The sequence below is a fragment of the Paracoccus sp. MA genome, from assembly GCF_020990385.1.
Classification (GTDB): domain Bacteria; phylum Pseudomonadota; class Alphaproteobacteria; order Rhodobacterales; family Rhodobacteraceae; genus Paracoccus.
In genome coordinates this window covers 762,263-784,441 of the sequence record NZ_CP087598.1, presented here as the reverse complement: position 1 = coordinate 784,441, position 22,179 = coordinate 762,263, and the positions used below count along the sequence as shown (strand labels likewise).

The window sequence follows — 22,179 nt, the reverse complement described above, 5'->3', positions numbered from 1 at the left end:
AGGCGAGCATGTTCCAGAATTACGACAGCCATTCCGACCCCGCCGCGCATCCGCCCCGGCTGGCCGCGCTGCGCCGCGAACTGGCGGCGCGCGAGCTCGACGGCTTTCTGGTGCCGCGCGCCGACGCGCATCAGGGCGAATATGTCGCCTCCCGCGACGCACGGCTGGCCTGGCTGACCGGCTTCACCGGCAGCGCCGGTTTCTGCATCGTCACCCCCGACCGCACCGGGGTGTTCATCGACGGCCGCTATCGCGTGCAGGTCAAGGCCGAGGTGGACCCGGCGCATTTCACGCCGGTGCCCTGGCCGGAAACCAGGCCCGCCGACTGGCTGCGCGAGGCCCTGCCCGAGGGCGGGCGCATCGGCTACGACCCCTGGCTGCACACGCGGCGCGAGATCCGCGAGATGGAAAAGGGCCTGGCCGGTTCGGGCATCGCGCTGATCGCGCTCGACACGAACCCGGTCGATGCGATCTGGCCCGACCAGCCCGAGGCGCCGGTGGGCGCGGTGCGGCTCTGGCCCGATGCGATCGCCGGCGAGACCGCGGCCGAGAAGGGCACCCGCATCGCCCAGGCGCTACGCGAGGCCGGGCAGCAGGCGGCGGTGCTGACGCTGCCCGATTCGATCTCGTGGCTTCTGAACATCCGCGGCGCCGACGTGCCGAAGAACCCGGTGGTGCAATGCTTCGCCATCATCGAGGAGAACGGCCATGTCGCCGTTTTCACCAACCCGGCCAAGTTCGGCGCCGAGGTGCGGGCGGCGCTTGGCAACGCGGTCTCGGTGCTGCCGCTGGACGCGCTGACCCCGGCGCTGACCAACCTTGCCGGCCCGGTGCGGGTCGATCCCGCCAGCGCGCCCGACCGGGTCTTCGCGCTGATCGAAAGCATGAACACCCCCATCGCCGAGGCCCCCGACCCGGTGATCCTGCCGAAAGCCTGCAAGAACCCGGCCGAGATCGCCGGCATGCGCGCCGCGCATCTGCAGGACGGCGCGGCGGTGACGGAACTCTTGTGCTGGCTCGACAGCCGCGCGCCGCATCTGGACGCCGAGCCGCTGACCGAGATCGACGTGGCGCAAAGGCTCGAGGAATTGCGCGTCGCGCGCGGCATCCTCGACATCAGCTTCGACACCATCGCGGCCACCGGCCCGCATGCCGCGATCCCGCATTACCATGTCGACCGGCAAAGCAACCTGCGCATCCTGCCCAACCATGTGCTGCTGGTCGATTCCGGCGGGCAATACAAGGACGGCACCACCGACATCACCCGCACCCTGCCGATGGGCCCGGTCGATCCGGCGGTGCGCCGGCCCTATACGCGGGTGCTGCAAGGCATGATCGCGGTGTCGCTGGTGCAGTTCCCGAAGGGCGTCGCCGGCTGCCATATCGACGCCCTGGCCCGCGCGCCGCTCTGGTCCGAGGGCATGGATTACGACCACGGCACCGGGCACGGTGTCGGCGCCGGGCTGTCGGTGCACGAGGGGCCGGTCAGGATCTCGCGCATCTCGGACATCCCCCTGCAGCCCGGCATGATCCTGTCGAACGAGCCCGGCTATTACCGCGAGGGCGCCTTCGGCATCCGCATCGAGAACCTGATCGTGGTCGAGAAGCGCGAAAGCCCGGATGGCCGCGAGATGCTGGGCTTCGAGACCCTGACCCTCGCCCCGATCGACCGGCGGCTGATCGAGCCGGGACTGCTCGCCCCGGCCGAGATCGCCTGGCTCGACGCCTATCACGCCCGCGTCTGGGAAAAGATATCGCCGCTGGTCGAGGGTGAGGTGCGCGACTGGCTCTTTCTGGCGACGCGACCGCTGGGCGGCAGCGCCTGACTGCTACCCTTTCCGCTTTCCCAATACCCATGCGACAGTGCAGCCGCCGCCGCGCGGCCCGATGAGGCACCGCGGCACGGCTTCTCTGTTTCCTAAATACCCCCGCGACGCCGCCTCCGGGCACGGCCGCAGGGGTATTTAGGAAACAGAGAAGACAAGAAGCGCCGCGCCCGGCCGTCCGCGGGCCGGGCTAGCCATGCGGGTGGCGGCGGCGCCAGGCCAGCGAGCTGAAGAAGGCCATGGCGATGAAGCAGGCACCCAGCAGGCCGGTGACGACTTCCGGAATCGGGCGCAGGGTCTGCACGAACATCAGCACCGACAGCACGAAGATCGACCAGAAGGCGCCATGCTCGAGATAGCGGAAGGCGGCAAGCGTGCCGCGCTCGACCAGCATCACCGTCATCGAGCGCACATACATCGCGCCGATGCCCAGGCCGATGGCGATCAGGAACAGGTTCTGCGTCAGCGCGAAGGCGCCGATCACGCCGTCGAAGCTGAAGGAGGCGTCCAGCACTTCCAGATAAAGGAAGGCGCCGAAGCCGCCGCGCGCCATGTCTGCGGGCTGCGGCGCGCCGCCCCAGCGGTCGAGCACATGGCCCAGCATGTCCACCAGCAGGTAGGTGATCACCCCCCAGATCGCGGCGATGATGAAGGCGTGTTCCTTTTCCGCCGGCAGCTGGCCGACGATCACCAGCATGCAGATCAGCACGAAGCCGACCTCCATGCCGCGGATCTCGCCCAGCTTGCGCAGCGCCGCCTCGACGCCCTTGATCCAGTCCACGTCCTTGGCCTCGTCGAAGAAATAGTTCAGCGCCACCAGCATCAGGAAGGCGCCGCCGAAGGCCGCGATGGGCAGATGCGCCTCGTGGATGATGCGGGAATATTCCTGCGGCTGGGTGGCGGCGAGGCGCACCGCCTCCCATGGCGCGAGCCGCGCGGCGATCACCACCACCAGCAGCGGGAAGATCACCCGCATGCCGAAGACCGCGATGAGGATGCCCCAGGTCAGGAAGCGGCGCTGCCATTTCGGCGTCATCTGCTTGAGCTTGTTGGCGTTGACGATGGCGTTGTCGAAGGAAAGCGAGATCTCCAGCACCGCCAGGATGCCGGCGATCAGGAAGAAGGCCAGCGCGCCCGAGCCGGTGCCGTGATATTCCCAGCCGAGGAAGGCGGCCAGCGCCAGCCCGGCGCCGGTGACGATGAAGGGCCAGGTCATGTAGCTGAGGGTCGATCTCATGGGCTTCCCCTTCCTGCGGCTTGTGCCTTCCGGTCTTAGGCGCTGCCCGGGGGGCGGGCAAGGCGGGCGGGTGCAGGGCGGCCTTGCGCACGGGCCCGACCGCGCCGCCCCTTCAGGCGCGCACCAGCACTGCCAGGTCGGCGACATTGGTGCCGGTGGCGTCGGTCACCACCAGCGCGTCGCCGGCGGCCAGCGCCGGGGTGGAATCGTTGCGGGCCAGCGCCGCGACGGGGTCGATGCCGCCCGCCCGGATCGCCTGCGGCGTGGCGGGACCGACCAGCCCGCCCGCCGCCTCGCCCGGTCCGTCGCGCCCGTCGCTGCCGACCGCGGCGAAGGCCCAGTCGAAACCCGCCGGCTGCGTCTCGGCCAGCAGCGCCAGGCGCAGGGCCAGTTCCTGGTTGCGCCCGCCCATGCCGTCGCCGGCCAGCTTCACCGTGGTCTCGCCCCCGAAAGCCAGCGCCTGGCCGGGATGCAGCCCTGGCGCCAGCGCCCAGATCGCCTTCGCGCAATCCTGCACGTCGCCCTGAAGCGGCAGCGGCGCGGGATCGGCCCCCGCCTCGACCATGGCCGCCACCGACAGCGCGTTCGAGCCGATAAGGATGTTCCTGGCCGGGGGCAAGGCGCGGCGATCCTCGGGACGCATGAGCGCCGCCCGTGCCGCCTCGGGCATCCGCTCCCAGATGCCCAGCGCGCGCGCCAGATCGGCCGCCTGCGCCCGGCTGCCCACCGGTGCGACCGTCGGCCCCGAAGCGATCACCCGCAGGTCGTCCCCCGGCACATCGGACAGGATCAGCGCCGTCACCGGCGCCCGCGACAGCCGCAGCCAGCCGCCGCCCTTGAGCCGCGACAGGCCCTGCCGGATCAGGTTCACCTGCGCGATATCCGCGCCCGAGGCCAGAAGCAGCCGGTTCACCGCCTGCTTGTCGGCCAGCGTCATGCCCTCGGCCGGCGCCGGCAGCATGGCCGAGCCGCCGCCCGAGATCAGCGCCAGCACCCGGTCCTGCGGCCCGGCGGCCGATAGCATGGCGATCACCGCCTCGGCCGCCGCCGCGCCATCGGCATCGGGCTGCGGATGGCCGGCGCGCATGACCCGCGCGCCGGGCAGGGCCGCGTCGTTGCCGGCATTGGTCACCACCAGCGCCTCGGCCCCCGGCAGCGCCTGCAGCGCCGCCCGGGCCATGGCGCGGGCGGCCTTGCCGACGGCGATCACCTGCCAGCGCCCGCCAGGTTCCGGCGGATCGGCCAGCACCTCGGCCATGCCGCGCGCCACCGCCGCGGCGGGATCGGCGGCGGCGATGCCGGCGCGGATCAGCGCCATGGCGCGGTCGCGCGGCGCCATCAGTTCACCCGGTCCGGCAGGGCGTGCCCCTCGGCAAAGGCGACCAGATTGTTCATCGCCCGCATGGCCATGGCGGTGCGCACCTCCTCGGCGGCGGTGCCCAGATGCGGCAGCAGGGTGACGTTCTCCATGGCGCAGAGCGCGGGCGCGACACGGGGCTCGAACTCGTAGACATCCAGCCCCGCCCCGGCGATCCGGCCCTGCGCCAGCGCCTCGACCAGCGCCGCCTCTTCGACCACGTCGCCGCGGGCGATGTTGATCAGGTAGGAGCGCGGCCCCAGCCGCTCCAGCGCGCGGGCGCCGATCATGTGGCGGGTCTCGGCGCCGCCGGGCACGGCGACGACGGCGAAATCCGACTGCGCCAGCAGCTCGTCCAGATCCGCCACCTGCCGGGCCGGGAAGTCCAGCGACGACACCATCGAGCGGTTGTGAAAGATCACATCCATGCCGAAGCCGTAATGGCAGCGCCGGGCGATGGCCTTGCCGATGCGGCCCATGCCGATGATGCCGACCGTGCAGCCGGTGACATGCCGGCCCAGCAGCTGCGTCGGCGCCCAGCCGGTCCAGTCGCCGCGGCGCAGCAGCCGCTCGCCCTCGCCGGCGCGGCGCGCGGTCATCAGGATCAGGGTCAGCGCGATGTCGGCGGTGGCCTCGGTCACGGCATCCGGGGTGTTGGTCACGGCGATGCCGGCCGCCGCGGCCGCTGCGACGTCGATATGGTTGTAGCCGGCGCCGAAATTGGCCAGCAGGCGGCAGCGCGGCCGGCCCTGGAAGGCCTCGGCGGCGAAGCGGTCGCCCAGCGTCGGCATGATCGCGTCGTAATCGGCCAGCGCCCGCGCCGCCTCGTCGACGCTGAGCCCGTCCTTGCGGTCCAGGATCTCGGTCTCGAACCGGGCCGAGAGCGCATGTTCCGCCGCCTGAGTCATGCGGCGCGTCACCAGAAGCTTCATCAATACATCCTTCCGCCAAGGGGCACCGGCTGGTCCGGGCCGATCAGCACGACCTCGCCTTCCTCGTCCGGCAGGCCCAGCACCAGGACCTCGGACATGAAGGGGCCGATCTGGCGCGGCGGGAAATTCACCACCGCCAGCACCTGCCGGCCGATCAGCCCGTCCGGCGCGTAATGCCGGGTGATCTGGGCCGAGCTTTTGCGCTCGCCGATCTCCGGCCCGAAATCCAGCCACAGCTTGAAGGCCGGCCGCCGCGCCTCGGGGAAAGGCTCGGCCCGGGTGATGCGGCCGACGCGGATCTCGACCTTTTCGAAATCCGCCCAGGCGATCGGCTCGCTCATTTCCCCAGCTCCCGCCCCCGCGCGGCGGCGGCCGCTATGGTGCGGCGCATCAGCGGCGGCAGTCCGGTCCCGGGATCCATCAGTTCCTTCAACCCCGCCGCCGTGGTGCCGCCGGGCGAGGTCACCGCCTCGCGCAGCTTCGCTGGGTCCTCGTCCTCATGCACGGCCAGCGCGCCGGCCCCGGCCACGGTGGCCCGCGCCAGTTCCAGCGCCAGCCCGGCGGGCAGACCCTCTGCCTCGCCTGCCGCCGCCATGGCCTCGATCATGTGAAAGACATAGGCGGGACCCGAGCCGGACAGCGCCGTCACCGCATCCATCTGGCCCTCGCTCTCCAACCGCACGACGCGGCCGACGGCGAACATCAGCGCCTCGGCCAGCGCAAGCTCGGCCTCGCCGGCCCTGGCATTGCCGATGATGGCGGTGATGCCCTGGCCGATGGCCGCCGGGGTGTTGGGCATGCTGCGGACGATGGGTGCGGCCGGAAAGGCCGCCTCATAGGCGCCCAGCGTCACCCCCGCCGCGACCGAGACCACCAGCGTCCCCGCCCCGACCGACAGCCGCGGCAGCACATCCGCCATCATCTGCGGCTTGACGGCGATCACCAGCACCGCCGGATCGTCCGGCAATTCGCCGTTGACCGAAATACCCAGATCCGACAGTTCCGCCCGGGGATGCGGGTCGATCACATGCGCCGCGCTGGCCGCCAGCCCGTTCTTCAGCCAGCCGTCCAGCAATGCCCCGCCCATGCGGCCGCAGCCGACCAGCACCAGCCCGCGCGCGTTCACCTTGGAAAAATCCATAGTCCTGCCCTTGCCTTGCCCCGCCGGAGCGCGGGAAATTCAGGCGCGACCGTAGGCCTCGGACAGGGCGATGTCCATGGCGGCATCGGGCGTCGCGTCGCCCCAGCAGGCCAGCTGGAAGCAGGGATAGAACCGCTCGCAAGCCAGGATGGCATTGCCGATCATCTGGTCGATCTGCTCGGGGCTGGCGATGGCCTCGCCCGACAGCACCAGCCCGTAGCGCCAGACCATCAGCTTCTGCGGCGACCAGAAGGTGAAGCCGCCGTCCCAGACCTGATCGTTGGCCAGGTTCAGCACCTCGTAAAGCGCCGGCAGCTTCTCGGCCGGAGGGTCCATGTCGAAGGTGCAGATCAGCCGCAGCACTTCCTCGCGCGGCGACCAGGCCAGCGTGATCGAATAGCTGCGCCATTGCCCCTCGACCGCCATGGCGATCTGGTCCTCGGCCAGACGGTCGAAGTCCCATTCGTGATGCGCCGCGACGGTTTCCACGATGTCGATGGGATGGATGTCATCGCTATGGATGAAGTCCAGCTGTGCCATGTCCTGTCCCCCTGCCTGTCTGCGAGCGGAGCAAGGTCGAACCTCAACCCTCGGCCCCAACTCTTGGTGGCCCCGACTACACCCGGCGTAGTTTCCGGAATGTGCCTACAACATATCGTGTGCCGGTTCCACGAGGGTGTAAAGCGAAAATTCCGTTACCGGCGCGCGACAGCCAGCCTCCGCCGCTTGACCCCGGGCTTTCCTGCAGGTTCAAGGACGCCCGAGGGAGGAGCAGAGATGCGCGACCACGGCGGCGATATCGACAAGGCGGCCAGCCGCTTCGGGCGGGCGGACTGGATCGACCTGTCCACGGGAATCAACCGCCGGCCCTGGCCTGCCGGGCCGCTTTCGCCCCATGCCCTGACCGCCCTGCCGACCCGCACCGATACCGCCCGGCTCTGCGCCGCGGCCGCCGCCCGATTCGGCTGTCCGCCGGACCAGGTGCTGCCGCTGGCCGGCGCCTCGGCGGCGATCCAGCTGCTGCCGCATGTGCTGGCGGGCCGGCGCGCGGCGGTGCTGTCTCCGACCTATAACGAACACGCCGCCAGCCTGCGCGCCGCCGGCTGGGCGGTGGCCGAGCCGAGTGACCCGGCGGCGCTGGACGGCGCCGATCTGGCGGTGATCGTGAACCCGAACAACCCCGACGGGCGCGAATTCACGCCCGCGCAGATCGCCGCCGTCGCCGCCACGGTCGGGCATCTGGTCGTCGACGAAAGCTTCGCCGATCCGCGCCCCGACCTGTCGGTGGCGACAGCGCGGCCCGATAACGTGACGGCGCTGCGCAGCTTTGGCAAGTTCTGGGGCCTGGCCGGGCTGCGGCTGGGCTTCGCCATCGCCGCCCCCGATCTGCTGGCGCGGCTGGCCGAGCGCGCCGGCCCCTGGTCGGTCAGCGGCCCGGCGCTGGAGATCGGCGCGCAGGCGCTGGCCGATGCGGGCTGGATCGACGACACCGTGGTCTGGCTGTCCGAGGCGGCGCTGCATCTCGACCAGATCATCACCCCGCATTGGCCTCTGGTCGGAGGCACGCATCTGTTCCGGCTCTACGACACGCCCGACGCGCCCGGCGCGCGCGACCTGCTGGCCCGCGCCGGCATCTGGAGCCGCGTCTTTCCCTGGCATCCGCGCTGGATCCGCCTGGGCATCCCCGGCAATCGCGAGGAATTCGACCGCGTGGCAGGCGCCTTTACCGCAGCCGGTTGACATGGCCCATCTTGCGGCCCGGGCGCGCCTCGCCCTTCCCGTAAAGATGGACCTGGCAGCGCGGCTGCTTCAGCAGCTCGGGCAGGCGCAGCACGTCATCGCCGATCAGGTTCTCCATCTCGACATCCGCGTAACGCTGGCCGTCGCCCAAAGGCAGGCCGGCCACGGCGCGGATATGCTGTTCGAACTGGTCCACGGCGCAGCCGGCCTGCGTCCAGTGGCCGGAATTGTGCACCCGCGGCGCGATCTCGTTCACCACCAGCCCCTGCGCGGTCACGAACAGCTCGACCCCCATGACGCCGATATAGTCCAGCGCATTGACGATGCGCGCCGCGATCAGCACCGCATCGGTCAGCAGGCCGGCCGGCAACCCGCAAGGCACGGTGGTGGTGCGCAGGATGCCCTCGCGATGCACGTTCAGGCCCGGATCATAGGCCGCGACCTGCCCGTCCGCGCCGCGCGCGACGATGACGCTGATCTCGGCCGAGAACTCCACGAACCCCTCCAGCACCGAGGGCGCGCCGGTCCAGTCGCGCTGCCCGGTATCGGAAAAGCGGATCTGCCCCTTGCCGTCATAGCCCAGCCTCCGGGTCTTGAGGATCGCGGGCGCGCCCAGTTCCCCCAGCGCCGCGGGCAGGTCGGATTCGGTCTCGACATTGCGATAGGGCGCGGTGCGCAAGCCGATGCCGGTCAGGAAGTCCTTTTCGCTCAGCCGGTCCTGCGAGATTGCCAGGGCGCGGCGGTTCGGCCGGATCGGACGGATCGATTCCAGCAGGTCCAGCGCCGCCGTCGGCACGTTCTCGAATTCATAGGTGATGACATCGACCGATTCGGCGAAGGCGCGCAGCGCCGCCTCGTCCTCATAGGGCGCGGTGGTCAGCCGATGCGCCACGTCGCCCGCCGGCGCGGCGCCCGGCTCGTAGACATGGCAGCGATAGCCCAGCCGGCTGGCCGCGACCGAGAGCATGCGGCCCAGCTGCCCGCCGCCCAGGATGCCGATGGTGGCGCCGGGTTCCAGTTCACTCATCCTTGGGCTCCTCGGGGATGGAATCGCTAAGCGCCTGGCGCCAGGCCTCCAGCCGCGCCGCCAGCGCGGGGTCGGAAATCGCCAGGATTCCCGCCGCCATCAGCCCGGCATTGGCGGCACCCGCCGCGCCGATGGCCATGGTCGCGACCGGATAGCCCTTGGGCATCTGCAGGATGGAATAAAGCGAATCGACGCCCGACAGCGCCTTGGTCTGCACCGGCACGCCGATCACCGGCACCCGGGTCTTGCTGGCCATCATGCCCGGCAGATGCGCGGCGCCGCCGGCCCCGGCGATGATTACCTTGAGCCCTCGCGCCACCGCCGTCTTGCCATAGTCCCACAGCCGGTCCGGCGTGCGATGCGCGGAAACGATCCGGGCCTCGTAGGCGATCCCCAGCGCGTCCAGGATGGCGGCGGCCTCGCGCATGGTCGGCCAGTCGGACTGGCTGCCCATGATGATGCCGACGGGCGTGCCGGCGGGTGTTTCGGCGGCTTTTTCCATGGCTCGACCCCCTTTTGCGCCCCGCCCTACAGCGCCGGGCGGGATCATGCAATCAGGCGATGATGTCGGGGGTCAGCTCGTCCTCGAGCCGGGCGATGCGGTCCTTCAGCGCCAGCTTCTGCTTTTTCAGGCGCTGCAGGGTCAGCGAATGGGTCAGGCTCTGCTCGGAGAGCGCGGCGATGGCCTCGTCCAGGTCCCGGTGCTCGCGCCGCAGGACCTCCAGCCGGGCACGGGTGATCTCTTCATGGGACATTTCGTATTGGGCGTTCATGTCGGGCCTCGGGCTGGACTCCTGCGGTTATAACCCACCGTTAACGCGCTGTTAATGGGTTTGCTGATCTGCGGTTAATGCTGCGCCTGCATCTTGCGCCGGGGCGTCTCCGTTCACATATTGGTCTTGCCGGATCGCCATTCCGGGGTCCGGCCGACAGTCGCTTTGATGCAAAGGGCTTGGGAATGACCAAGATCAGTCTGGCCGCTCATCCGTTCCTGCTGGGGTTCGACCAGCTGGAGCGTCTGGCCGAACGCGCCGCCAAGGGCGCCGAGGGCTATCCGCCCTACAATATCGAACACCAGGGGCCGAACGGCTTTCGCATCACGCTGGCCGTGGCGGGTTTTTCCGAAGATGACCTGTCGATCACCCTGGAGGATCGCCAGCTGGTGATTCGCGGCCGTCAGGCCGAGGCGGATGACGAGCGGGTGTTCCTGCATCGGGGCATCGCCGCCCGCGCCTTCCAGCGCAGCTTCGTGCTGGCGGACGGGGTCGAGGTGGTGTCGGCGGGCCTGGAAAACGGGCTTCTGAACATCGACCTGCGCCGCTCCGTGCCCGACAGCATCGTGCAGACCATACCGATCAGCCGCAAGTGAAAGGGGATCGCAAATGAACGAGAAATTCGATTTCGGCCCGGAGAACACGGGCAACATCGTCTATATCCGCCGCGTCGCCATGGACAGCCTGCCCGACGAGGTGCGCCGCCAGGTGCCCGGTGCCGATGCGCTTTACGCCGTGCACGGCGCGGACGGAGAGCGGCTGGCCCTGGTCAAGGACCGCAGCCTGGCCTTCCTGCTGGCCCGCCAGAACGAGTTGACCCCGGTCAGCGTGCACTGACCTGCCAGGGCGGCAGGCCGTCGCCAACCCCCAATCCGCGCGCCAACCCCGCCGGCCCGCCGAAGCCCCAAGCCCAGGCGGACGGGGCCAGGCTGGCGGATCGGCGCGCGGTTTCCGCACAGGCCGCGCCTTGTTTCATGACGGCGCGCGGCATTCTTGCCAGCGTTGCGTGAGCCGGCCCTCGGCTGCAGGAAAAGCCGAGCGCCTTCGCGCCCCCCGCCCTCTCACCGTGGGGCGGTCTGGCCGAAGGCCCGCGTCTCAGGAAGCGGCGTCTTCGCCGGCCTCCGGCCCGACCAGCGTCAGGCCCAATTCCTCGCAATGATCGCGCAGCAGCGCCAGCGCCGCCGGATCACGGGGCGCGAGCAGATGCGTCGCGCCGTGATTGCGGCGGATCAGCGCCTGCCAGAGCGCCTCGCGCGCGCCGGCATGTCGGGTGGGCGCACCGGCAGTCGCCAGCAATTCGGCTTCGATCCGGCGCGCGGCATGCCCGGCGGCGGCCTCATCCGCCGGATCGCAGGCCAGCACGCGCGGACAGCCCCGCTGACGGAAATCCGCCCGCAGGCCGTTCGGTCCGCGGCCAATATCCCCAGCGGCATCCAGCCCCTTGACCGGCCCGCCCAGATAGACCGGCCCGACCTCCCGTTGCAGCCATGCGACGCCCGGATGGGCCGGATCGGCGGTGCCGAACAGGCTTTCGGCCTCGCGTGTCTTGTCCGGGTGCCATTTGTCGGTCAGGGACAGGATGGCCATGACCGCGCCCTGGGGATCGCAGAGCGCGATATCCTCGCCCGGCTCGACCGTCCCGGCGAAATCCGCGCCGACATCCAGCACCACCGGCACCGGCCACAGGGTGCCCGAGGCCAGCCGCATCCGGTCCAGCACCGCATCGTGATCCGCCCGGGTCAGGAAACCGCGCAGCGGAGCGAAGCCGCCGCTCACCAGCAATTGCAGATCGGCCAGTTGCCGCCCGGTCAGCCGGCAGGCCGGCATGCGCCCGGCCTCGGCGCGCAGCTTCTGGCCGGCCTCGGGGCTGACATGCAGCGCCCGGATCGGGGTATGGTGCGGCAGCGGGGTCATCGGCGGGCTCGCGCTGGAAAGGGCTGCGGCCCGGCCTCAGGCCGGGATCTCGGCCGCATGGGGGTTCGGTTCGCCGGCCATGTCGTGCTCGGCCAGGTAGCGTTCGGCGTCCAGCGCCGCCATGCAGCCCATGCCGGCGCTGGTCACCGCCTGGCGATAGATGTGGTCGGTCAGGTCGCCGGCGGCGAAAACGCCGGGGATCGAGGTCCGGGTGCTGCCCGGCTCGACCTTGACATAGCCGCCGTGATGCAGCTCCAGCTGGTCCTTGACCAGTTCCGAGGCCGGCGCATGGCCGATGGCGACAAAGACGCCGTCCGCCGGCACCACCTGTTCGGTCCCCTGCCGGACATGGCGCAGGCGCACGCCGGTCACGCCCAGCGGCTGGTCGTCGCCCTGCACCTCGACCAGTTCGTGATCCCACAGGATCGCGACCTTGGGATTGCGGAACAGCCGCTCCTGCAGGATCTTTTCCGCCCGCAGGCTGCCGCGGCGATGGACCAGCGTGACCTTGCTGGCGAAATTGGTCAGGAACAGCGCCTCCTCGACCGCGGTGTTGCCGCCGCCGACCACCACGACCTCGCGGTTGCGATAGAAGAATCCGTCGCAGGTGGCGCAGGCCGAGACGCCGAATCCCTTGAACTTCTCCTCGCTGGGCAGGCCCAGCCAGCGCGCCTGTGCGCCGGTGGCCAGGATCACCGCATCCGCCGTGATGCGCGCGCCCGAATCGAGTTCCGCGACAAAGGGCCGCTGCTTCAGGTCCAGCCTGGTCACCGTATCGACAAAGACGCGGGCGCCCATGGCGCGGGCATGCGCCTCCATCCTGACCATCAGGTCGGGGCCCTGGATCTCGGTCTCGCCGGGCCAGTTCTCGACCTCGGTGGTGATGGTCAGCTGGCCGCCCGGCTGCATACCCTGGATCAGCACCGGCGACAGCATCGCGCGCGCGGCATAGACGGCGGCGGTATAGCCGGCCGGGCCCGAGCCCACGATCAGCACGCGGCTATGCGCGGGCAGGCTGGCATCGGCGGCAATCTCGGCAGGGGCATGGGACATGGCAGGGACCTTTCGCTTGGCGAAGCCTTAGCTAATCACCGCCGGCCCGGCATGCAATCCATAAGGCCCCCTCGCGCAGCGGTGGAAAGAATGTTGCGCAATCCGGCCCCGCGGGATAGTTTCCGGCATGTTTTTTGCCGGATAGGCAAGCCAGGGGACCAGATGACCGCCGCCAGACTTGACGAAATCGACCGCAAAATTCTGGCAGAGCTGCAAGCCGATGGCCGCATGACCAATGTCGAGCTGGCCCGCCGCGTCGGCATTTCCGCCCCGCCCTGCCTGCGCCGCGTCCGCGCGCTGGAGGAGATGGGCTATATCCGCGGCTATCACGCCGATATCGACGCCCGCGAGCTGGGATTCGAGGTGCAGGTCTTTGCCATGGTCCGGCTGGTCAGCCAGTCCGAGCGCGACCTGTCGGCCTTCGAGGCGCTGGCCTGCGAATGGCCGCTGGTGCGCGAGTGCCACATGCTGAACGGCGAGATCGACTTCATCCTGAAATGCGTCTCGCCCGACCTGACCAGCTTCCAGCGGTTCCTGACCGAGAAGCTGACGGCGGCGCCGAACGTGGCCTCGGTCAAGACCTCGCTGGTGATCCGCTGCGCCAAGGACGAGCCGGGCGTGCCCTTCAGCGTGGTCGAGGAACGGGCGGCGGCGCTGGGGTGAAGGCTGCGGGGATGGCGGAAGCTTGGCCCATTGCGGCCGGTCAGGAGGAAGGCTCGGTTTCTTGGGCTGCCTTTTCCACAATCGAAACGAGATGCGCAGCCTTAACCACGCCATCGGCGATTGCGGCTGATAACTGAGCCAGTTCCTGCCCGGTGAACAGCTGGTTCATTTCAGCGATGACGGTTGTGCCGCCTTCTGCCAGAAGGCGGTCGCTTTCTGCGTCAAGCTCCTGCAATTGCGCAAAAATTTTCTCTATCTCCCCAGGCTCGATCCTTCCCGTGTAGCGGATCAGGAAGGATGCAATATGGATTGGAGAAAAGTCGAAGGCTTCCCGTCCGCAACACGACGCTTCGCATATAGTCTCGCAATGTTTGATCAATTCCAGCAAGGGATGATCCAAGGTCATTCGCGGGCCTTTCATTGACAAGCACAGGCTGCATATACACCAACCGTCCGTTTCGTCCGCATCCCGCAAACCGACCAGACATCGCGCCCCAGGCCCTGCGCACCTTGCGCCGGCCCGTCGCTAGAGCGCGATCGCCGAGATCAGCCGCCCGTAATCCGCCTGGTTCTGATGCGTGCTGCGGCGATAGGAGAAGAACCGCTCCGGGTCGGAATAGGTGCAGTGCCCGGTCCATTCCGCCTCTACCCCGGCCTCGCGCAGCCGCATCAGGCCGAAGGAGGGCAGGTCGAACATCGGCCGCCCGTTCGGCCCGCCGGCGAAGAAGCGGTGGTAATCCGGGTCCTCGACCAGGAACGCGTCCATGAAATCCTCGCCGACCTCATAGGCGCGCTGGCTGATCGTCGGGCCGATCACCGCGCGGATGCGGCTGGCGCCCAGGTCGTTCATCGCCCCCACCGTCGCCTCGATCACCCCGGACAGCGCGCCGCGCCAGCCGGCATGGACGGCGCCGATCACCCCGGCCTGGGGGTCGGCCAGCAGGATCGGCTGGCAATCCGCGGTCAGCACCGCCAGGGCCGCGCCCGGCCGGTCGGTGACGATGCCGTCGGCGCGGATCTGCGCGAAATCGGCCGGTTCGTCGCCGGCACGCAGCACCGCGACCTCGGCGGAATGGACCTGATGCACGGTTGTCAGCCGGCCCGGCGGCACGCCCATCGCCTCGGCCACGCGGGCGCGGTTGATGCTCACGATCTCGCCCTGGTCGCTGGAGCCGTAGCCGCAGTTCAGCCCCGCGAACAGGCCCGAGGAGGCGCCGCCGCGCCGGGTGAAGAAGCCGTGCCGCACCGAGGCGAGCAGCGGATGGGTCAGGATCTCAAGCGTCGTCTGCATCGTCGTCCAGGGGCTCGAATCCGGCAGGCACGGGCGCATGGCGAGCCCAGAAGGCCAGCACCTTGAACAGGTGACCCATTTCGCCGGGCGCGGTCAAGCGATGAAGCGCAGCCATGGCGCCGCCGTCCCCGGCCGCCGCCAGACGCTGGGCGCGCTGCGCGATCCCCAGCCGCAGCAGCCATTCGCCCTGCGTCGCCATGCACGAGACGCGGGCCCCGGCCGCCCGCGCCGCCCGGGCCAGGGGCGCGAAATCGACATGCGCGGTCAGGTCGGCTTCGCCCGGATGCGCCAGCGGGTCCTCGGGGCGGTGCCGGCGCAGGGCCTGGAAGGTGTCGCCCTGCCCGTCCCAGCCGCCATAGTCGATGACGAGGGCGCAGCCGCCATGCGCCGCGATCCGCCCGGCAAGCGCCGAGACGATCGGCCCGGCCTCGGGACAGAACTCGCGGATCACCCCTTGCGGCGCGGGCCGCAGGATGGGCTCCGGCGCAGCGCCCTGCCCGTCCACCGCAGCCAGCCCCAGCGCCAGCCCCTCCTCCGGGCCCAAGGTCACCACCCGCTCGGCCCAGCCCTGCCCGCCCATCCGGAACTGCCGGATCGGCAGCGCGTCGAAGAACTCGTTCGCGACCAGGAACAGCGGCGCCTGCGGCAGCTGCGCCGCATCGTCCAGATGGCTGATGTCGCCCAGCGTCTCGCGCTGCACCCGGCGCAGATGCGGCGATGCCTCGACCAGGACCACCTGCGCCGCCTCGCGCATGCCGGGCACCCCACGGATCGCGCGCAGGATATCGGCCATCAGCGTGCCGCGGCCGGGTCCCAGCTCGGCCAGGGTGAAGGGCGCGGGGCTGCCCTGGTCCAGCCAGGCCTGCGCCAGCGCCAGCCCGACCATCTCGCCGAACATCTGGCTGATCTCGGGCGCGGTGGTGAAATCGCCGCCGGCGCCGAAAGGATCGCGGGTCGCGTAATAGCCATGCTCGGGATGCAGCAGGCACAGCCGCATGTAGTCGTCCAGCCGCATCGGCCCGGACAGCCGGATGCGCGCGGCGATGATCCGCGCCAGCGGCGTCATGCGGCGCCCGGCGCGATGGCCGGCCGTGCGCGGGCACGGATCAGGAAGGCCAGCCCGACCAGAACCATGGGCAGCGACAGCAGCTGCCCCATGGTCACGCCCCAGACCGGCCCGCCCAGCACATGGCCCAGCGGATTGTCGGGGGTGATGAATTGCGCATCGGCCTGGCGGAAGAACTCGACCACGAAGCGCGACAGGCCGTAGCCCATCACGAAGACCCCCAGCGCCTGCCCCGGCCGGCGCAGCCCGCCGGCGCGCACCAGCAGCACCAGCACCAGCGCCAGCAGCACCCCTTCCAGCCCGGCCTCGTAGAGCTGGCTTGGATGCCGGGCGCAGGGGCCGGTGACGCCGGGACACATCTGCGCCGCCTCGCCCGGGAAGATCACGCCCCAGGGCGCATCGGTCGGCCGGCCCCACAGCTCGGCATTGATGAAATTCGCCAGCCGGCCCAGCCCCAGCCCGACCGGCGTCGCCACCGACAGCGCATCGGCCAGGCGCAGCGCCGGGATGCCGTGCCGCCGGCAGAACCACCAGGAAGCCAGCACCACGCCGAGGAATCCGCCGTGAAAGGACATGCCGCCCTGCCAGATCACCGGGATCTGCCCGGGATTGGCCAGGTAGTAGCCCGGCTCGTAGAACAGCACGAAGCCCAGACGCCCGCCCAGCACCACGCCGACGATCACCCAGGTCAGCAATTCCTCGACCTGCTCGGGGCGCATCGGCGCGGCGTCGCCCCAAAGCCGCGGGCGCCGCATCAATGCCACGATGATGCGCCAGCCGATCAGCAGCCCGGCCAGATAGGCCAAGGCATACCAGCGCAGCGAGAAATCCATGCCGAAAAGATGGATGGTGAAGATCTCGGGCGAGATGTCGGGAAAGGGGATCATGGGCTCCTCGTTTCGGCGCGGGCAGGCTACGCGGGGGCGGCCCGGTGTCAACCGCCGCCGTCAGGCAATTGAACAGCGGCCCCGGCAGGGCCATATAGGGGCCGACGCTGAACCGAAAGGCCCGCCATGACCGCGAACAACCGCTTTCTCGACGATCTCTCGAAATTGATGACCAATGCCATGGGCGTGGCCCAGGGCGCCAAGGACGAGGCGCAGATCGCCTTCAACAGCTGGATCGACCGCTGGCTGGCCGACCGCGACTTCGTCACCCGCGAGGAATTCGAGGCCGTGCGCGAGATGGCGATCAAGGCCCGGACCGAGAATGCCGAGCTGCGCGCCCGCCTGGATGCGCTTGAGGGCAAGGGCGTCGTCTCGGTCACTCCGACCGGCCCGCTTGGCGGCGGCACGGCAGAGACCGGCGGCGATCAGGGCTGAACGGTTTCGCGCAGCCGGCCCTGCTTGTCGTAAAGCAGCACCTCGCCCGTCTCGGTCACCACCACCAGCCAGTCGCGGGCGAAGGTGACGGCGGCGGGTCTCGCGCCTTCGGGCAATACGACCTGCCCGGGCAGTTCCGGCAGCGGCGGCTGCGACAGGCGCAGCCACAGCAGCGCCGCGATCACCAGAACGCCCAAGCCCATCACCGCCGCCAGCGCGGTCACCAGAAAGCGCAGCCAGCGCAGCATCGGCAGCGCTTCCTCTGGCCCGCCGTCCAGCCTATCATCCCGTGCCATGGCCGAAATCCTTATCACCATTCCCGAAGGTCTGTCCGAGCGCCTTGATAAGGCGCTTGCCCTTGCCGCGCCAGAGCAGGCGTCGCTGTCGCGCTCGCGCCTGGCCAAGCTGATCGCCGAGGGCGCGGTCACCGGGCCCTCGGGGCGCGTGACCGACGGCAAGGCCCGGGCCGAGACCGGCGATTACCTGGTCGAAATCGGCGAGCCCGAGGCCCTGGACGCACGGCCCGAGCCGATCCCGCTGAGCATCGCCTATGAGGACGCGGAGCTGATCGTCGTGGACAAGCCCGCCGGCATGGTGGTGCATCCCGCGCCCGGCGCACCCTCGGGGACGCTGGTCAACGCGCTGCTCGCGCATTGCGCGGGAAGCCTGTCGGGGATCGGCGGCACCGCCCGGCCCGGCATCGTGCACCGGATCGACAAGGAGACCTCGGGCCTGCTGGTGGTGGCAAAGACCGACCGCGCGCATCAGGGGCTGGCCCGGCAATTCGCCGATCACAGCGCGCGGCGGCGTTATCTGGCCATCGCGCATGGCATGATCGACCCGGCCGATGCGCGGCTGCGCGGCCTGCCGGGCCTGGGGTTCGAGCCGGGCGGCGTGCTGCGCATCGCCACGCTGATCGGCCGCCACCCCGGCGACCGGCAGCGCCAGGCGGTCAGCTTCCGGAACGGCCGCCACGCCGTGACCCGCGCCCGGGTGATCGAGACCTTCGGCACGCCCCCCGCCGCCATGCTGGTCGAATGCCGGCTGGAAACCGGCCGCACCCATCAAATCCGCGTGCACATGGCCCATGCGGGATTGGGCCTGGTGGGCGACCCGGTCTATGGTGGCGCAAGGCGGGCCTCGGCCAGGGCGCTGGGGGCGGATGCCGCCGCAGCCGTCGCCGCCTTTCCCCGTCAGGCCCTGCACGCGGCCGAGCTGGGCTTCGAACATCCGGTCAGCGGCCAGACGCTGTCCTTCGCCAGCCCGCTGCCGCCCGACATGGCCGGACTGCTGGCCAGATTGCGCGACGCACCGGGCTGACGGAACCCGGGCCCCGCCGATAGCGTTCACAATTACCCGCCAAAGCGCGGGACAGGGAATTTTCAGATGGCGAACTACACCAACCTTCCGGCACCCAGCCCCGAACAGGGCCTCAACCGCTACCTGCAGGAGATCCGCAAGTTTCCCCTGCTGGAACCGGAGGAGGAATACATGCTGGCCAAGGCCTGGGTGGACCATCAGGACGCCGAGGCGGCCCAGAAGCTGGTGACGAGCCACCTGCGGCTCGCCGCCAAGATCGCGATGGGCTATCGCGGCTACGGCCTGCCGCAGGCCGAGGTGATCTCCGAGGCGAATGTCGGCCTGATGCAGGCGGTGAAACGCTTCGATCCGGAAAAGGGCTTCCGACTCGCCACCTATGCCATGTGGTGGATCCGCGCCTCGATCCAGGAATACATCCTGCGGTCCTGGTCGCTGGTGAAGATGGGCACCACCTCGGCGCAGAAGAAGCTGTTCTTCAACCTGCGCAAGGCCAAGTCCAAGCTGGGCGCGCTGGAGGAAGGCGACCTGCGCCCGGAAAACGTCACCCAGATCGCCCATGACCTGAACGTGACCGAGCAGGAGGTCATCGACATGAACCGCCGCCTGTCCAGCGGCGACGCCTCGCTGAATGCGACGGTGGGCTCGGGCGACGGGGAATCGACGGCGCAATGGCAGGACTGGCTGGAGGACGAGGACGCCAACCAGGCCGAGGCATTCGCCGAGGCCGACGAGTTGTCGGCGCGGCGCGAGATGCTGATTGCCGCCATGGACGTGCTGAACGACCGCGAAAAGGACATCCTGATGGAGCGCCGCCTGCGCGACGACCCCATGACGCTGGAGGATCTTTCGACGCGCTACGACGTCTCGCGCGAGCGCATCCGCCAGATCGAGGTCCGCGCCTTCGAGAAGCTGCAGAACCGCATCCGCGAACTGGCGCGCGAGCGCGGCATGACGGTGCCCGAAACCGCCTGAGCCGCATTTGCAGCCCGCCGGGCCGTTCCCTCGCCTGCGGACCCGCGGCCAGCCATGGCCCGGCCCGGCATGGCGCCCGTGCCGGCGCGGGGCGCGGGCGGGGCTGGGGCCGGGAAACCCTCTGCCCGGTTGCCCGGGCCTGCCATTGCGCCCCGCAGCGCAGGCCGGCACACTTGCGGCGAAGACGGTCCCCCACGGCGCAAGCCCGGGCCTGCGCGGGCCGGGAAGGCGCCGCGGTTTTCCGGGCCGCGCGCCCGCGCCCGCACGGACCGTCCCGGGGGCTTGCGCAAGGCGAATTATCGTGACAGCGGGCAGAGTTGACCGGCGCCCGGCTTGGCTTATGGTCGGGACAGGACAGCAGGGGCCGATGGCGCGGACATGACGGCGCTGAACCAATATCAACGGCTGGAAGCCGCAGGAATCTGGCGCGAGACGCCCCAATCGCAGTTGCGCGACGTCATCGTCTCGTTCGGCGACGCGACATTGGTGCTGACCGATCCGCGCTCCGAGGTGCCGCTGGCGCATTGGTCGCTGCCGGCGGTGACGCGGCTCAATCCCGGCAAGCTGCCGGCGCGCTACGCCCCGGGGGGCGCCGATGCCGGCGAAGAGCTGGAAATCGACGACGAGCTGATGATCTCGGCCATCTCCAAGGTGCATCAGGTGATCGAGGCCAGCAAGCCGCATCCCGGCCGGCTGCGCGGCGGGCTGATGCTGGGCGCGGCGGCGGTCATGGCGCTGCTGGCGGTGTTCTGGGTGCCGCCGGCCCTGGTGCGCCATGCCGCAGACATCGCCCCCCCGGCGCAGCGGGCCGAGATCGGGCGCATGGTTCTGGCCGAGATCGCCAAGACCACCGGCAGCCCCTGCTCGCGCCCGGCGGGCGACATGGTGCGGCAGAAGCTGGCGATGCGGCTGATCGGCCCGGATGCGCAGATCGCCGTGCTGCCGGCGACGCTGCGCGGCGCCATCCGCCTGCCCGGCCCGATCACCGTCATCGGCGAGGATCTGATCGAGGGGCAGATGACTCCCGAGGTGGCGGCCGGCCATATCCTGGCCGCGCAGGCCGCGGCGGTGCGCGACGACCCGATGCTGGCGGCGCTGCGCCATGCCGGGCCGCGCGCCACCTTCCACCTGCTGACCGCAGGCACGCTGCCGGCGAAATCCCTGGCCGGCTATGGCGAGAAGCTGCTGGCCGACCCGGTGCCGCGCCCGGAGGACGAGCCGCTGCTGGCCTATTTCACCCGCGCCGGTATTTCGAGCGAGCCCTACGCCCGCTCGCTGGACCCGACCGGAGAGGCGGTGCTGGGCCTGATCGAGGCCGACCCCTTCCGCACCGCCGAGCCCCGGCCGGTGCTGAACGACCGCGAATGGATCGCCCTGCAGGAGATCTGCGACCAGTGACGGCGGCTTAGCGGGGAAAGGCATCGGGAAACCCCGCCTTGCGGATGCCGTCCAGCGCGCGGACGATGCTTTCGCGATCCGGGAAAGGGCCGGCCATGATGACCTGCACCTCGCGCCCGCCGACCCGGTCGGTGCCGCGCAGCACCGGATAGCCCATCTGGGCGATGCGCCGGGCGGCACGTTCGGCATTCTCGGGATTGGCGAAGGTGCCCAGCTGCACATAGCGCGCCCCGGCGGGGATCATGCCGCCCGAAGGGGATGGCCGGCTGGCCTGCGCGGCGGGTTTGGCCCGGGGCGCCGCCCCGGCGCCTGCCGCGGGCTTGGCGACGGGCGCCGGCTGTTTCCCGGCGGCCGGCGCAGAGGCGGACGGAGCAGGACGGGCAGCGTCGGGCTGGGGGCGGGCCGGGGCCGACGAGGCCGAGGGCGGGACAGCAGCAGCCATTGCGGGCGGCCGCGTGTTGCCGGCCGGGGAAAGGCTGCCGATCGGCCGCAGAAAGCTGAGCCGCGACAGGTCCGATTCCGGCAGCGAAGCGCAATAGCCCTGCGACGGATCGCGGCCCAGCCGCGCGGGATCCGCCTCTCCGTCATAGCCCAGCAGCTCGCAAAGCCGGCGGTTCGGCCGCAGCGCGCCGCCCATGCCCTGACGCACCGCCGGCGCCGCCGTCAGCGCCGCGCGCAGGGCATCGGCCGGACCCGAGGGGGCCGGCTCGGCGCCCAGATCGGGCCGGCGCTCCATCGGCTGCGGATCGCTGGCCAGTTCCCCCGGCTGCAGGTTGGTCAGAACCTGCAGCGACAGCGCCTCCGCCAGCAGCTCGGCGCGGCTGCGCCCGGCATTCGGGTCCAGCGCACGCAGCCGCGGCTTGCCGCCCAGCCCGCGCGCCGACAGCGTCGGGGGATAGCCGCAGATCGGCGTGCCGTCGCGGGCGAGCCGCGCGGTCCAGCCGCCCGCATCATCGCGCAGGAACACGCAGCCGCGGCTGTCGATATATTGCCGCGAGGGGAAATCGGCCGGCGGATCCTCGGCCGGGCGCGGCGCCTGCGCCAGAGCCAGCCCCGGCAGCAGCGCCAGCGCCAGCATGATCCGCAGAATCATCCGCATCATCCCATCCCCGAATCGCTCTCTTGATCCGGTGATAGGGCGAAAGCC

General features: G+C 70.3%; 26 protein-coding genes. 9 read left to right on the top strand and 17 right to left on the bottom strand.

The window, feature by feature from the left end; all coding sequences use genetic code 11:
• The first annotated feature begins 8 nt into the window (after window positions 1–8).
• Complete coding sequence (locus tag LOS78_RS10995; protein WP_230378245.1) at window positions 9–1,826, top strand: aminopeptidase P family protein; 1,818 nt, start codon at window positions 9–11, stop codon at window positions 1,824–1,826.
• 190 nt (window positions 1,827–2,016) lie between these two features.
• Here the strand turns inward: LOS78_RS10995 and LOS78_RS10990 are convergent, their stop codons facing one another.
• The 6 genes from LOS78_RS10990 to LOS78_RS10965 all read right to left on the bottom strand — a co-directional run bounded on the left by LOS78_RS10990 (window position 2,017) and on the right by LOS78_RS10965 (window position 7,033).
• Window positions 2,017–3,063 carry a DUF475 domain-containing protein gene (locus LOS78_RS10990; RefSeq protein WP_028711987.1) on the bottom strand — a complete coding sequence of 349 codons (1,047 nt, stop codon included), beginning with the start codon at window positions 3,061–3,063 and terminating at the stop codon, window positions 2,017–2,019.
• Between the two features lie 112 nt (window positions 3,064–3,175).
• Window positions 3,176–4,402: a glycerate kinase gene (locus LOS78_RS10985; protein WP_230378244.1), complete on the bottom strand. Its 1,227-nt coding sequence runs from the start codon at window positions 4,400–4,402 to the stop codon at window positions 3,176–3,178.
• On the bottom strand, window positions 4,402–5,352 hold the full coding sequence (locus tag LOS78_RS10980) for a D-glycerate dehydrogenase (RefSeq protein ID WP_230378243.1): 951 nt from the start codon (window positions 5,350–5,352) through the stop codon (window positions 4,402–4,404). Before LOS78_RS10980 ends, LOS78_RS10985 begins: the two co-directional genes overlap by 1 nt.
• On the bottom strand, window positions 5,352–5,693 hold the full coding sequence (locus LOS78_RS10975; RefSeq protein WP_230378242.1) for a tRNA-binding protein: 342 nt from the start codon (window positions 5,691–5,693) through the stop codon (window positions 5,352–5,354). The genes LOS78_RS10980 and LOS78_RS10975 overlap by 1 nt, the downstream gene beginning before the upstream one ends.
• Entirely contained in the window at window positions 5,690–6,493 is an 804-nt protein-coding gene (proC, locus tag LOS78_RS10970) for a pyrroline-5-carboxylate reductase (protein WP_230378241.1), read from the bottom strand. The genes LOS78_RS10975 and proC overlap by 4 nt, the downstream gene beginning before the upstream one ends.
• 39 nt (window positions 6,494–6,532) lie before the next feature.
• Window positions 6,533–7,033, bottom strand: a complete 501-nt coding sequence (locus LOS78_RS10965) for a YbjN domain-containing protein (RefSeq protein ID WP_028711982.1) — start codon at window positions 7,031–7,033, stop codon at window positions 6,533–6,535.
• 237 nt (window positions 7,034–7,270) lie between these two features.
• Here LOS78_RS10965 and cobD point away from each other — a divergent pair, with 237 nt between their 5' ends.
• Window positions 7,271–8,233, top strand: coding sequence for a threonine-phosphate decarboxylase CobD (gene cobD, locus LOS78_RS10960; protein ID WP_230378240.1), 963 nt, complete (start codon window positions 7,271–7,273; stop codon window positions 8,231–8,233).
• On the opposite strand, the gene LOS78_RS10955 is transcribed toward cobD, so the two are convergent.
• Genes LOS78_RS10955 through LOS78_RS10945 form a run of 3 tightly spaced genes read right to left on the bottom strand, consistent with a single transcriptional unit; the run spans window position 8,217 to window position 10,033 of the window.
• The gene (locus tag LOS78_RS10955) at window positions 8,217–9,260 is read right to left on the bottom strand and encodes a 5-(carboxyamino)imidazole ribonucleotide synthase (protein WP_230378239.1); all 1,044 of its coding nucleotides are present in this window, start codon (window positions 9,258–9,260) and stop codon (window positions 8,217–8,219) included. The two genes, cobD and LOS78_RS10955, sit on opposite strands and share 17 nt — an antisense overlap.
• A complete protein-coding gene (gene purE, locus LOS78_RS10950; protein ID WP_230378238.1) occupies window positions 9,253–9,762 on the bottom strand; it encodes a 5-(carboxyamino)imidazole ribonucleotide mutase in 510 nt (169 codons plus the stop codon). The genes LOS78_RS10955 and purE overlap by 8 nt, the downstream gene beginning before the upstream one ends.
• Window positions 9,763–9,814: 52 nt before the next feature.
• A complete protein-coding gene (locus tag LOS78_RS10945) occupies window positions 9,815–10,033 on the bottom strand; it encodes a YdcH family protein (protein WP_028711978.1) in 219 nt (72 codons plus the stop codon).
• Between the two features lie 185 nt (window positions 10,034–10,218).
• Between LOS78_RS10945 and LOS78_RS10940 the strand changes: the two genes are divergently transcribed.
• Both LOS78_RS10940 and LOS78_RS10935 read left to right on the top strand, forming a co-directional pair.
• Complete coding sequence (locus tag LOS78_RS10940) at window positions 10,219–10,629, top strand: Hsp20 family protein (RefSeq protein ID WP_028711977.1); 411 nt, start codon at window positions 10,219–10,221, stop codon at window positions 10,627–10,629.
• Window positions 10,630–10,642: 13 nt separating this feature from the next.
• Window positions 10,643–10,870, top strand: a complete 228-nt coding sequence (locus tag LOS78_RS10935) for a DUF1150 domain-containing protein (RefSeq protein WP_028711976.1) — start codon at window positions 10,643–10,645, stop codon at window positions 10,868–10,870.
• A 258-nt stretch (window positions 10,871–11,128) separates the two neighbouring features.
• Here LOS78_RS10935 and LOS78_RS10930 read toward each other — a convergent pair whose 3' ends face one another.
• Both LOS78_RS10930 and trxB read right to left on the bottom strand, forming a co-directional pair.
• On the bottom strand, window positions 11,129–11,947 hold the full coding sequence (locus tag LOS78_RS10930; protein ID WP_230378237.1) for a transcription antiterminator BlgG: 819 nt from the start codon (window positions 11,945–11,947) through the stop codon (window positions 11,129–11,131).
• A gap of 36 nt (window positions 11,948–11,983) precedes the next feature.
• Complete coding sequence (gene trxB / locus LOS78_RS10925; RefSeq protein ID WP_230378236.1) at window positions 11,984–13,000, bottom strand: thioredoxin-disulfide reductase; 1,017 nt, start codon at window positions 12,998–13,000, stop codon at window positions 11,984–11,986.
• 162 nt (window positions 13,001–13,162) lie between these two features.
• Between trxB and LOS78_RS10920 the strand changes: the two genes are divergently transcribed.
• Complete coding sequence (locus LOS78_RS10920; protein WP_028711973.1) at window positions 13,163–13,663, top strand: Lrp/AsnC family transcriptional regulator; 501 nt, start codon at window positions 13,163–13,165, stop codon at window positions 13,661–13,663.
• A 40-nt stretch (window positions 13,664–13,703) separates the two neighbouring features.
• Here LOS78_RS10920 and LOS78_RS10915 read toward each other — a convergent pair whose 3' ends face one another.
• The 4 genes from LOS78_RS10915 to lgt form a co-directional block, all read right to left on the bottom strand.
• Complete coding sequence (locus LOS78_RS10915; protein WP_230378235.1) at window positions 13,704–14,069, bottom strand: DUF6331 family protein; 366 nt, start codon at window positions 14,067–14,069, stop codon at window positions 13,704–13,706.
• A gap of 120 nt (window positions 14,070–14,189) precedes the next feature.
• A complete protein-coding gene (gene pgeF / locus LOS78_RS10910; protein ID WP_230378234.1) occupies window positions 14,190–14,954 on the bottom strand; it encodes a peptidoglycan editing factor PgeF in 765 nt (254 codons plus the stop codon).
• On the bottom strand, window positions 14,938–16,020 hold the full coding sequence (locus LOS78_RS10905; protein WP_230378233.1) for a class I SAM-dependent methyltransferase: 1,083 nt from the start codon (window positions 16,018–16,020) through the stop codon (window positions 14,938–14,940). The genes pgeF and LOS78_RS10905 overlap by 17 nt, the downstream gene beginning before the upstream one ends.
• Window positions 16,017–16,907: a prolipoprotein diacylglyceryl transferase gene (gene lgt, locus LOS78_RS10900; RefSeq protein ID WP_230378232.1), complete on the bottom strand. Its 891-nt coding sequence runs from the start codon at window positions 16,905–16,907 to the stop codon at window positions 16,017–16,019. The genes LOS78_RS10905 and lgt overlap by 4 nt, the downstream gene beginning before the upstream one ends.
• Window positions 16,908–17,033: 126 nt before the next feature.
• Between lgt and LOS78_RS10895 the strand changes: the two genes are divergently transcribed.
• Window positions 17,034–17,342, top strand: a complete 309-nt coding sequence (locus tag LOS78_RS10895; protein ID WP_230378231.1) for an accessory factor UbiK family protein — start codon at window positions 17,034–17,036, stop codon at window positions 17,340–17,342.
• Here LOS78_RS10895 and LOS78_RS10890 read toward each other — a convergent pair.
• Window positions 17,333–17,638: a DUF6476 family protein gene (locus LOS78_RS10890; protein ID WP_230378230.1), complete on the bottom strand. Its 306-nt coding sequence runs from the start codon at window positions 17,636–17,638 to the stop codon at window positions 17,333–17,335. The two genes, LOS78_RS10895 and LOS78_RS10890, sit on opposite strands and share 10 nt — an antisense overlap.
• Between LOS78_RS10890 and LOS78_RS10885 the strand changes: the two genes are divergently transcribed.
• The 3 genes from LOS78_RS10885 to LOS78_RS10875 all read left to right on the top strand — a co-directional run bounded on the left by LOS78_RS10885 (window position 17,637) and on the right by LOS78_RS10875 (window position 21,032).
• Complete coding sequence (locus LOS78_RS10885) at window positions 17,637–18,662, top strand: pseudouridine synthase (protein ID WP_230378229.1); 1,026 nt, start codon at window positions 17,637–17,639, stop codon at window positions 18,660–18,662. The genes LOS78_RS10890 and LOS78_RS10885 overlap by 2 nt on opposite strands.
• 66 nt (window positions 18,663–18,728) lie before the next feature.
• Window positions 18,729–19,634: an RNA polymerase sigma factor RpoH gene (gene rpoH, locus LOS78_RS10880; RefSeq protein ID WP_028711965.1), complete on the top strand. Its 906-nt coding sequence runs from the start codon at window positions 18,729–18,731 to the stop codon at window positions 19,632–19,634.
• Window positions 19,635–20,012: 378 nt separating this feature from the next.
• Entirely contained in the window at window positions 20,013–21,032 is a 1,020-nt protein-coding gene (locus LOS78_RS10875) for a hypothetical protein (protein WP_028711964.1), read from the top strand.
• Window positions 21,033–21,039: 7 nt separating this feature from the next.
• On the opposite strand, the gene LOS78_RS10870 is transcribed toward LOS78_RS10875, so the two are convergent.
• Complete coding sequence (locus tag LOS78_RS10870) at window positions 21,040–22,131, bottom strand: SPOR domain-containing protein (protein ID WP_230378228.1); 1,092 nt, start codon at window positions 22,129–22,131, stop codon at window positions 21,040–21,042.
• Window positions 22,132–22,179: the final 48 nt, after the last annotated feature.

Excerpts from the sequence above, each read along its gene's own strand:
- LOS78_RS10955 (WP_230378239.1), bottom strand. The coding sequence starts at position 9,260 with ATGAGTGAACTGGAACCCGGCGCCACCATCGGCATCCTGGGCGGCGGG.
- LOS78_RS10980 (WP_230378243.1), bottom strand. The coding sequence starts at position 5,352 with ATGAAGCTTCTGGTGACGCGCCGCATGACTCAGGCGGCGGAACATGCG.
- lgt (WP_230378232.1), bottom strand. The coding sequence starts at position 16,907 with ATGATCCCCTTTCCCGACATCTCGCCCGAGATCTTCACCATCCATCTT.
- trxB (WP_230378236.1), bottom strand. The coding sequence starts at position 13,000 with ATGTCCCATGCCCCTGCCGAGATTGCCGCCGATGCCAGCCTGCCCGCG.
- LOS78_RS10965 (WP_028711982.1), bottom strand. The coding sequence starts at position 7,033 with ATGGCACAGCTGGACTTCATCCATAGCGATGACATCCATCCCATCGAC.
- pgeF (WP_230378234.1), bottom strand. The coding sequence starts at position 14,954 with ATGCAGACGACGCTTGAGATCCTGACCCATCCGCTGCTCGCCTCGGTG.
- LOS78_RS10895 (WP_230378231.1), top strand. The coding sequence starts at position 17,034 with ATGACCGCGAACAACCGCTTTCTCGACGATCTCTCGAAATTGATGACC.
- LOS78_RS10935 (WP_028711976.1), top strand. The coding sequence starts at position 10,643 with ATGAACGAGAAATTCGATTTCGGCCCGGAGAACACGGGCAACATCGTC.
- LOS78_RS10875 (WP_028711964.1), top strand. The coding sequence starts at position 20,013 with ATGACGGCGCTGAACCAATATCAACGGCTGGAAGCCGCAGGAATCTGG.
- LOS78_RS10905 (WP_230378233.1), bottom strand. The coding sequence starts at position 16,020 with ATGACGCCGCTGGCGCGGATCATCGCCGCGCGCATCCGGCTGTCCGGG.
- LOS78_RS10985 (WP_230378244.1), bottom strand. The coding sequence starts at position 4,402 with ATGGCGCCGCGCGACCGCGCCATGGCGCTGATCCGCGCCGGCATCGCC.
- LOS78_RS10890 (WP_230378230.1), bottom strand. The coding sequence starts at position 17,638 with ATGGCACGGGATGATAGGCTGGACGGCGGGCCAGAGGAAGCGCTGCCG.
- LOS78_RS10995 (WP_230378245.1), top strand. The coding sequence starts at position 9 with ATGTTCCAGAATTACGACAGCCATTCCGACCCCGCCGCGCATCCGCCC.
- proC (WP_230378241.1), bottom strand. The coding sequence starts at position 6,493 with ATGGATTTTTCCAAGGTGAACGCGCGCGGGCTGGTGCTGGTCGGCTGC.
- LOS78_RS10945 (WP_028711978.1), bottom strand. The coding sequence starts at position 10,033 with ATGAACGCCCAATACGAAATGTCCCATGAAGAGATCACCCGTGCCCGG.
- LOS78_RS10940 (WP_028711977.1), top strand. The coding sequence starts at position 10,219 with ATGACCAAGATCAGTCTGGCCGCTCATCCGTTCCTGCTGGGGTTCGAC.
- LOS78_RS10990 (WP_028711987.1), bottom strand. The coding sequence starts at position 3,063 with ATGAGATCGACCCTCAGCTACATGACCTGGCCCTTCATCGTCACCGGC.
- LOS78_RS10870 (WP_230378228.1), bottom strand. The coding sequence starts at position 22,131 with ATGCGGATGATTCTGCGGATCATGCTGGCGCTGGCGCTGCTGCCGGGG.
- rpoH (WP_028711965.1), top strand. The coding sequence starts at position 18,729 with ATGGCGAACTACACCAACCTTCCGGCACCCAGCCCCGAACAGGGCCTC.
- purE (WP_230378238.1), bottom strand. The coding sequence starts at position 9,762 with ATGGAAAAAGCCGCCGAAACACCCGCCGGCACGCCCGTCGGCATCATC.
- LOS78_RS10915 (WP_230378235.1), bottom strand. The coding sequence starts at position 14,069 with ATGACCTTGGATCATCCCTTGCTGGAATTGATCAAACATTGCGAGACT.
- LOS78_RS10885 (WP_230378229.1), top strand. The coding sequence starts at position 17,637 with ATGGCCGAAATCCTTATCACCATTCCCGAAGGTCTGTCCGAGCGCCTT.
- LOS78_RS10975 (WP_230378242.1), bottom strand. The coding sequence starts at position 5,693 with ATGAGCGAGCCGATCGCCTGGGCGGATTTCGAAAAGGTCGAGATCCGC.
- LOS78_RS10920 (WP_028711973.1), top strand. The coding sequence starts at position 13,163 with ATGACCGCCGCCAGACTTGACGAAATCGACCGCAAAATTCTGGCAGAG.
- LOS78_RS10930 (WP_230378237.1), bottom strand. The coding sequence starts at position 11,947 with ATGACCCCGCTGCCGCACCATACCCCGATCCGGGCGCTGCATGTCAGC.
- cobD (WP_230378240.1), top strand. The coding sequence starts at position 7,271 with ATGCGCGACCACGGCGGCGATATCGACAAGGCGGCCAGCCGCTTCGGG.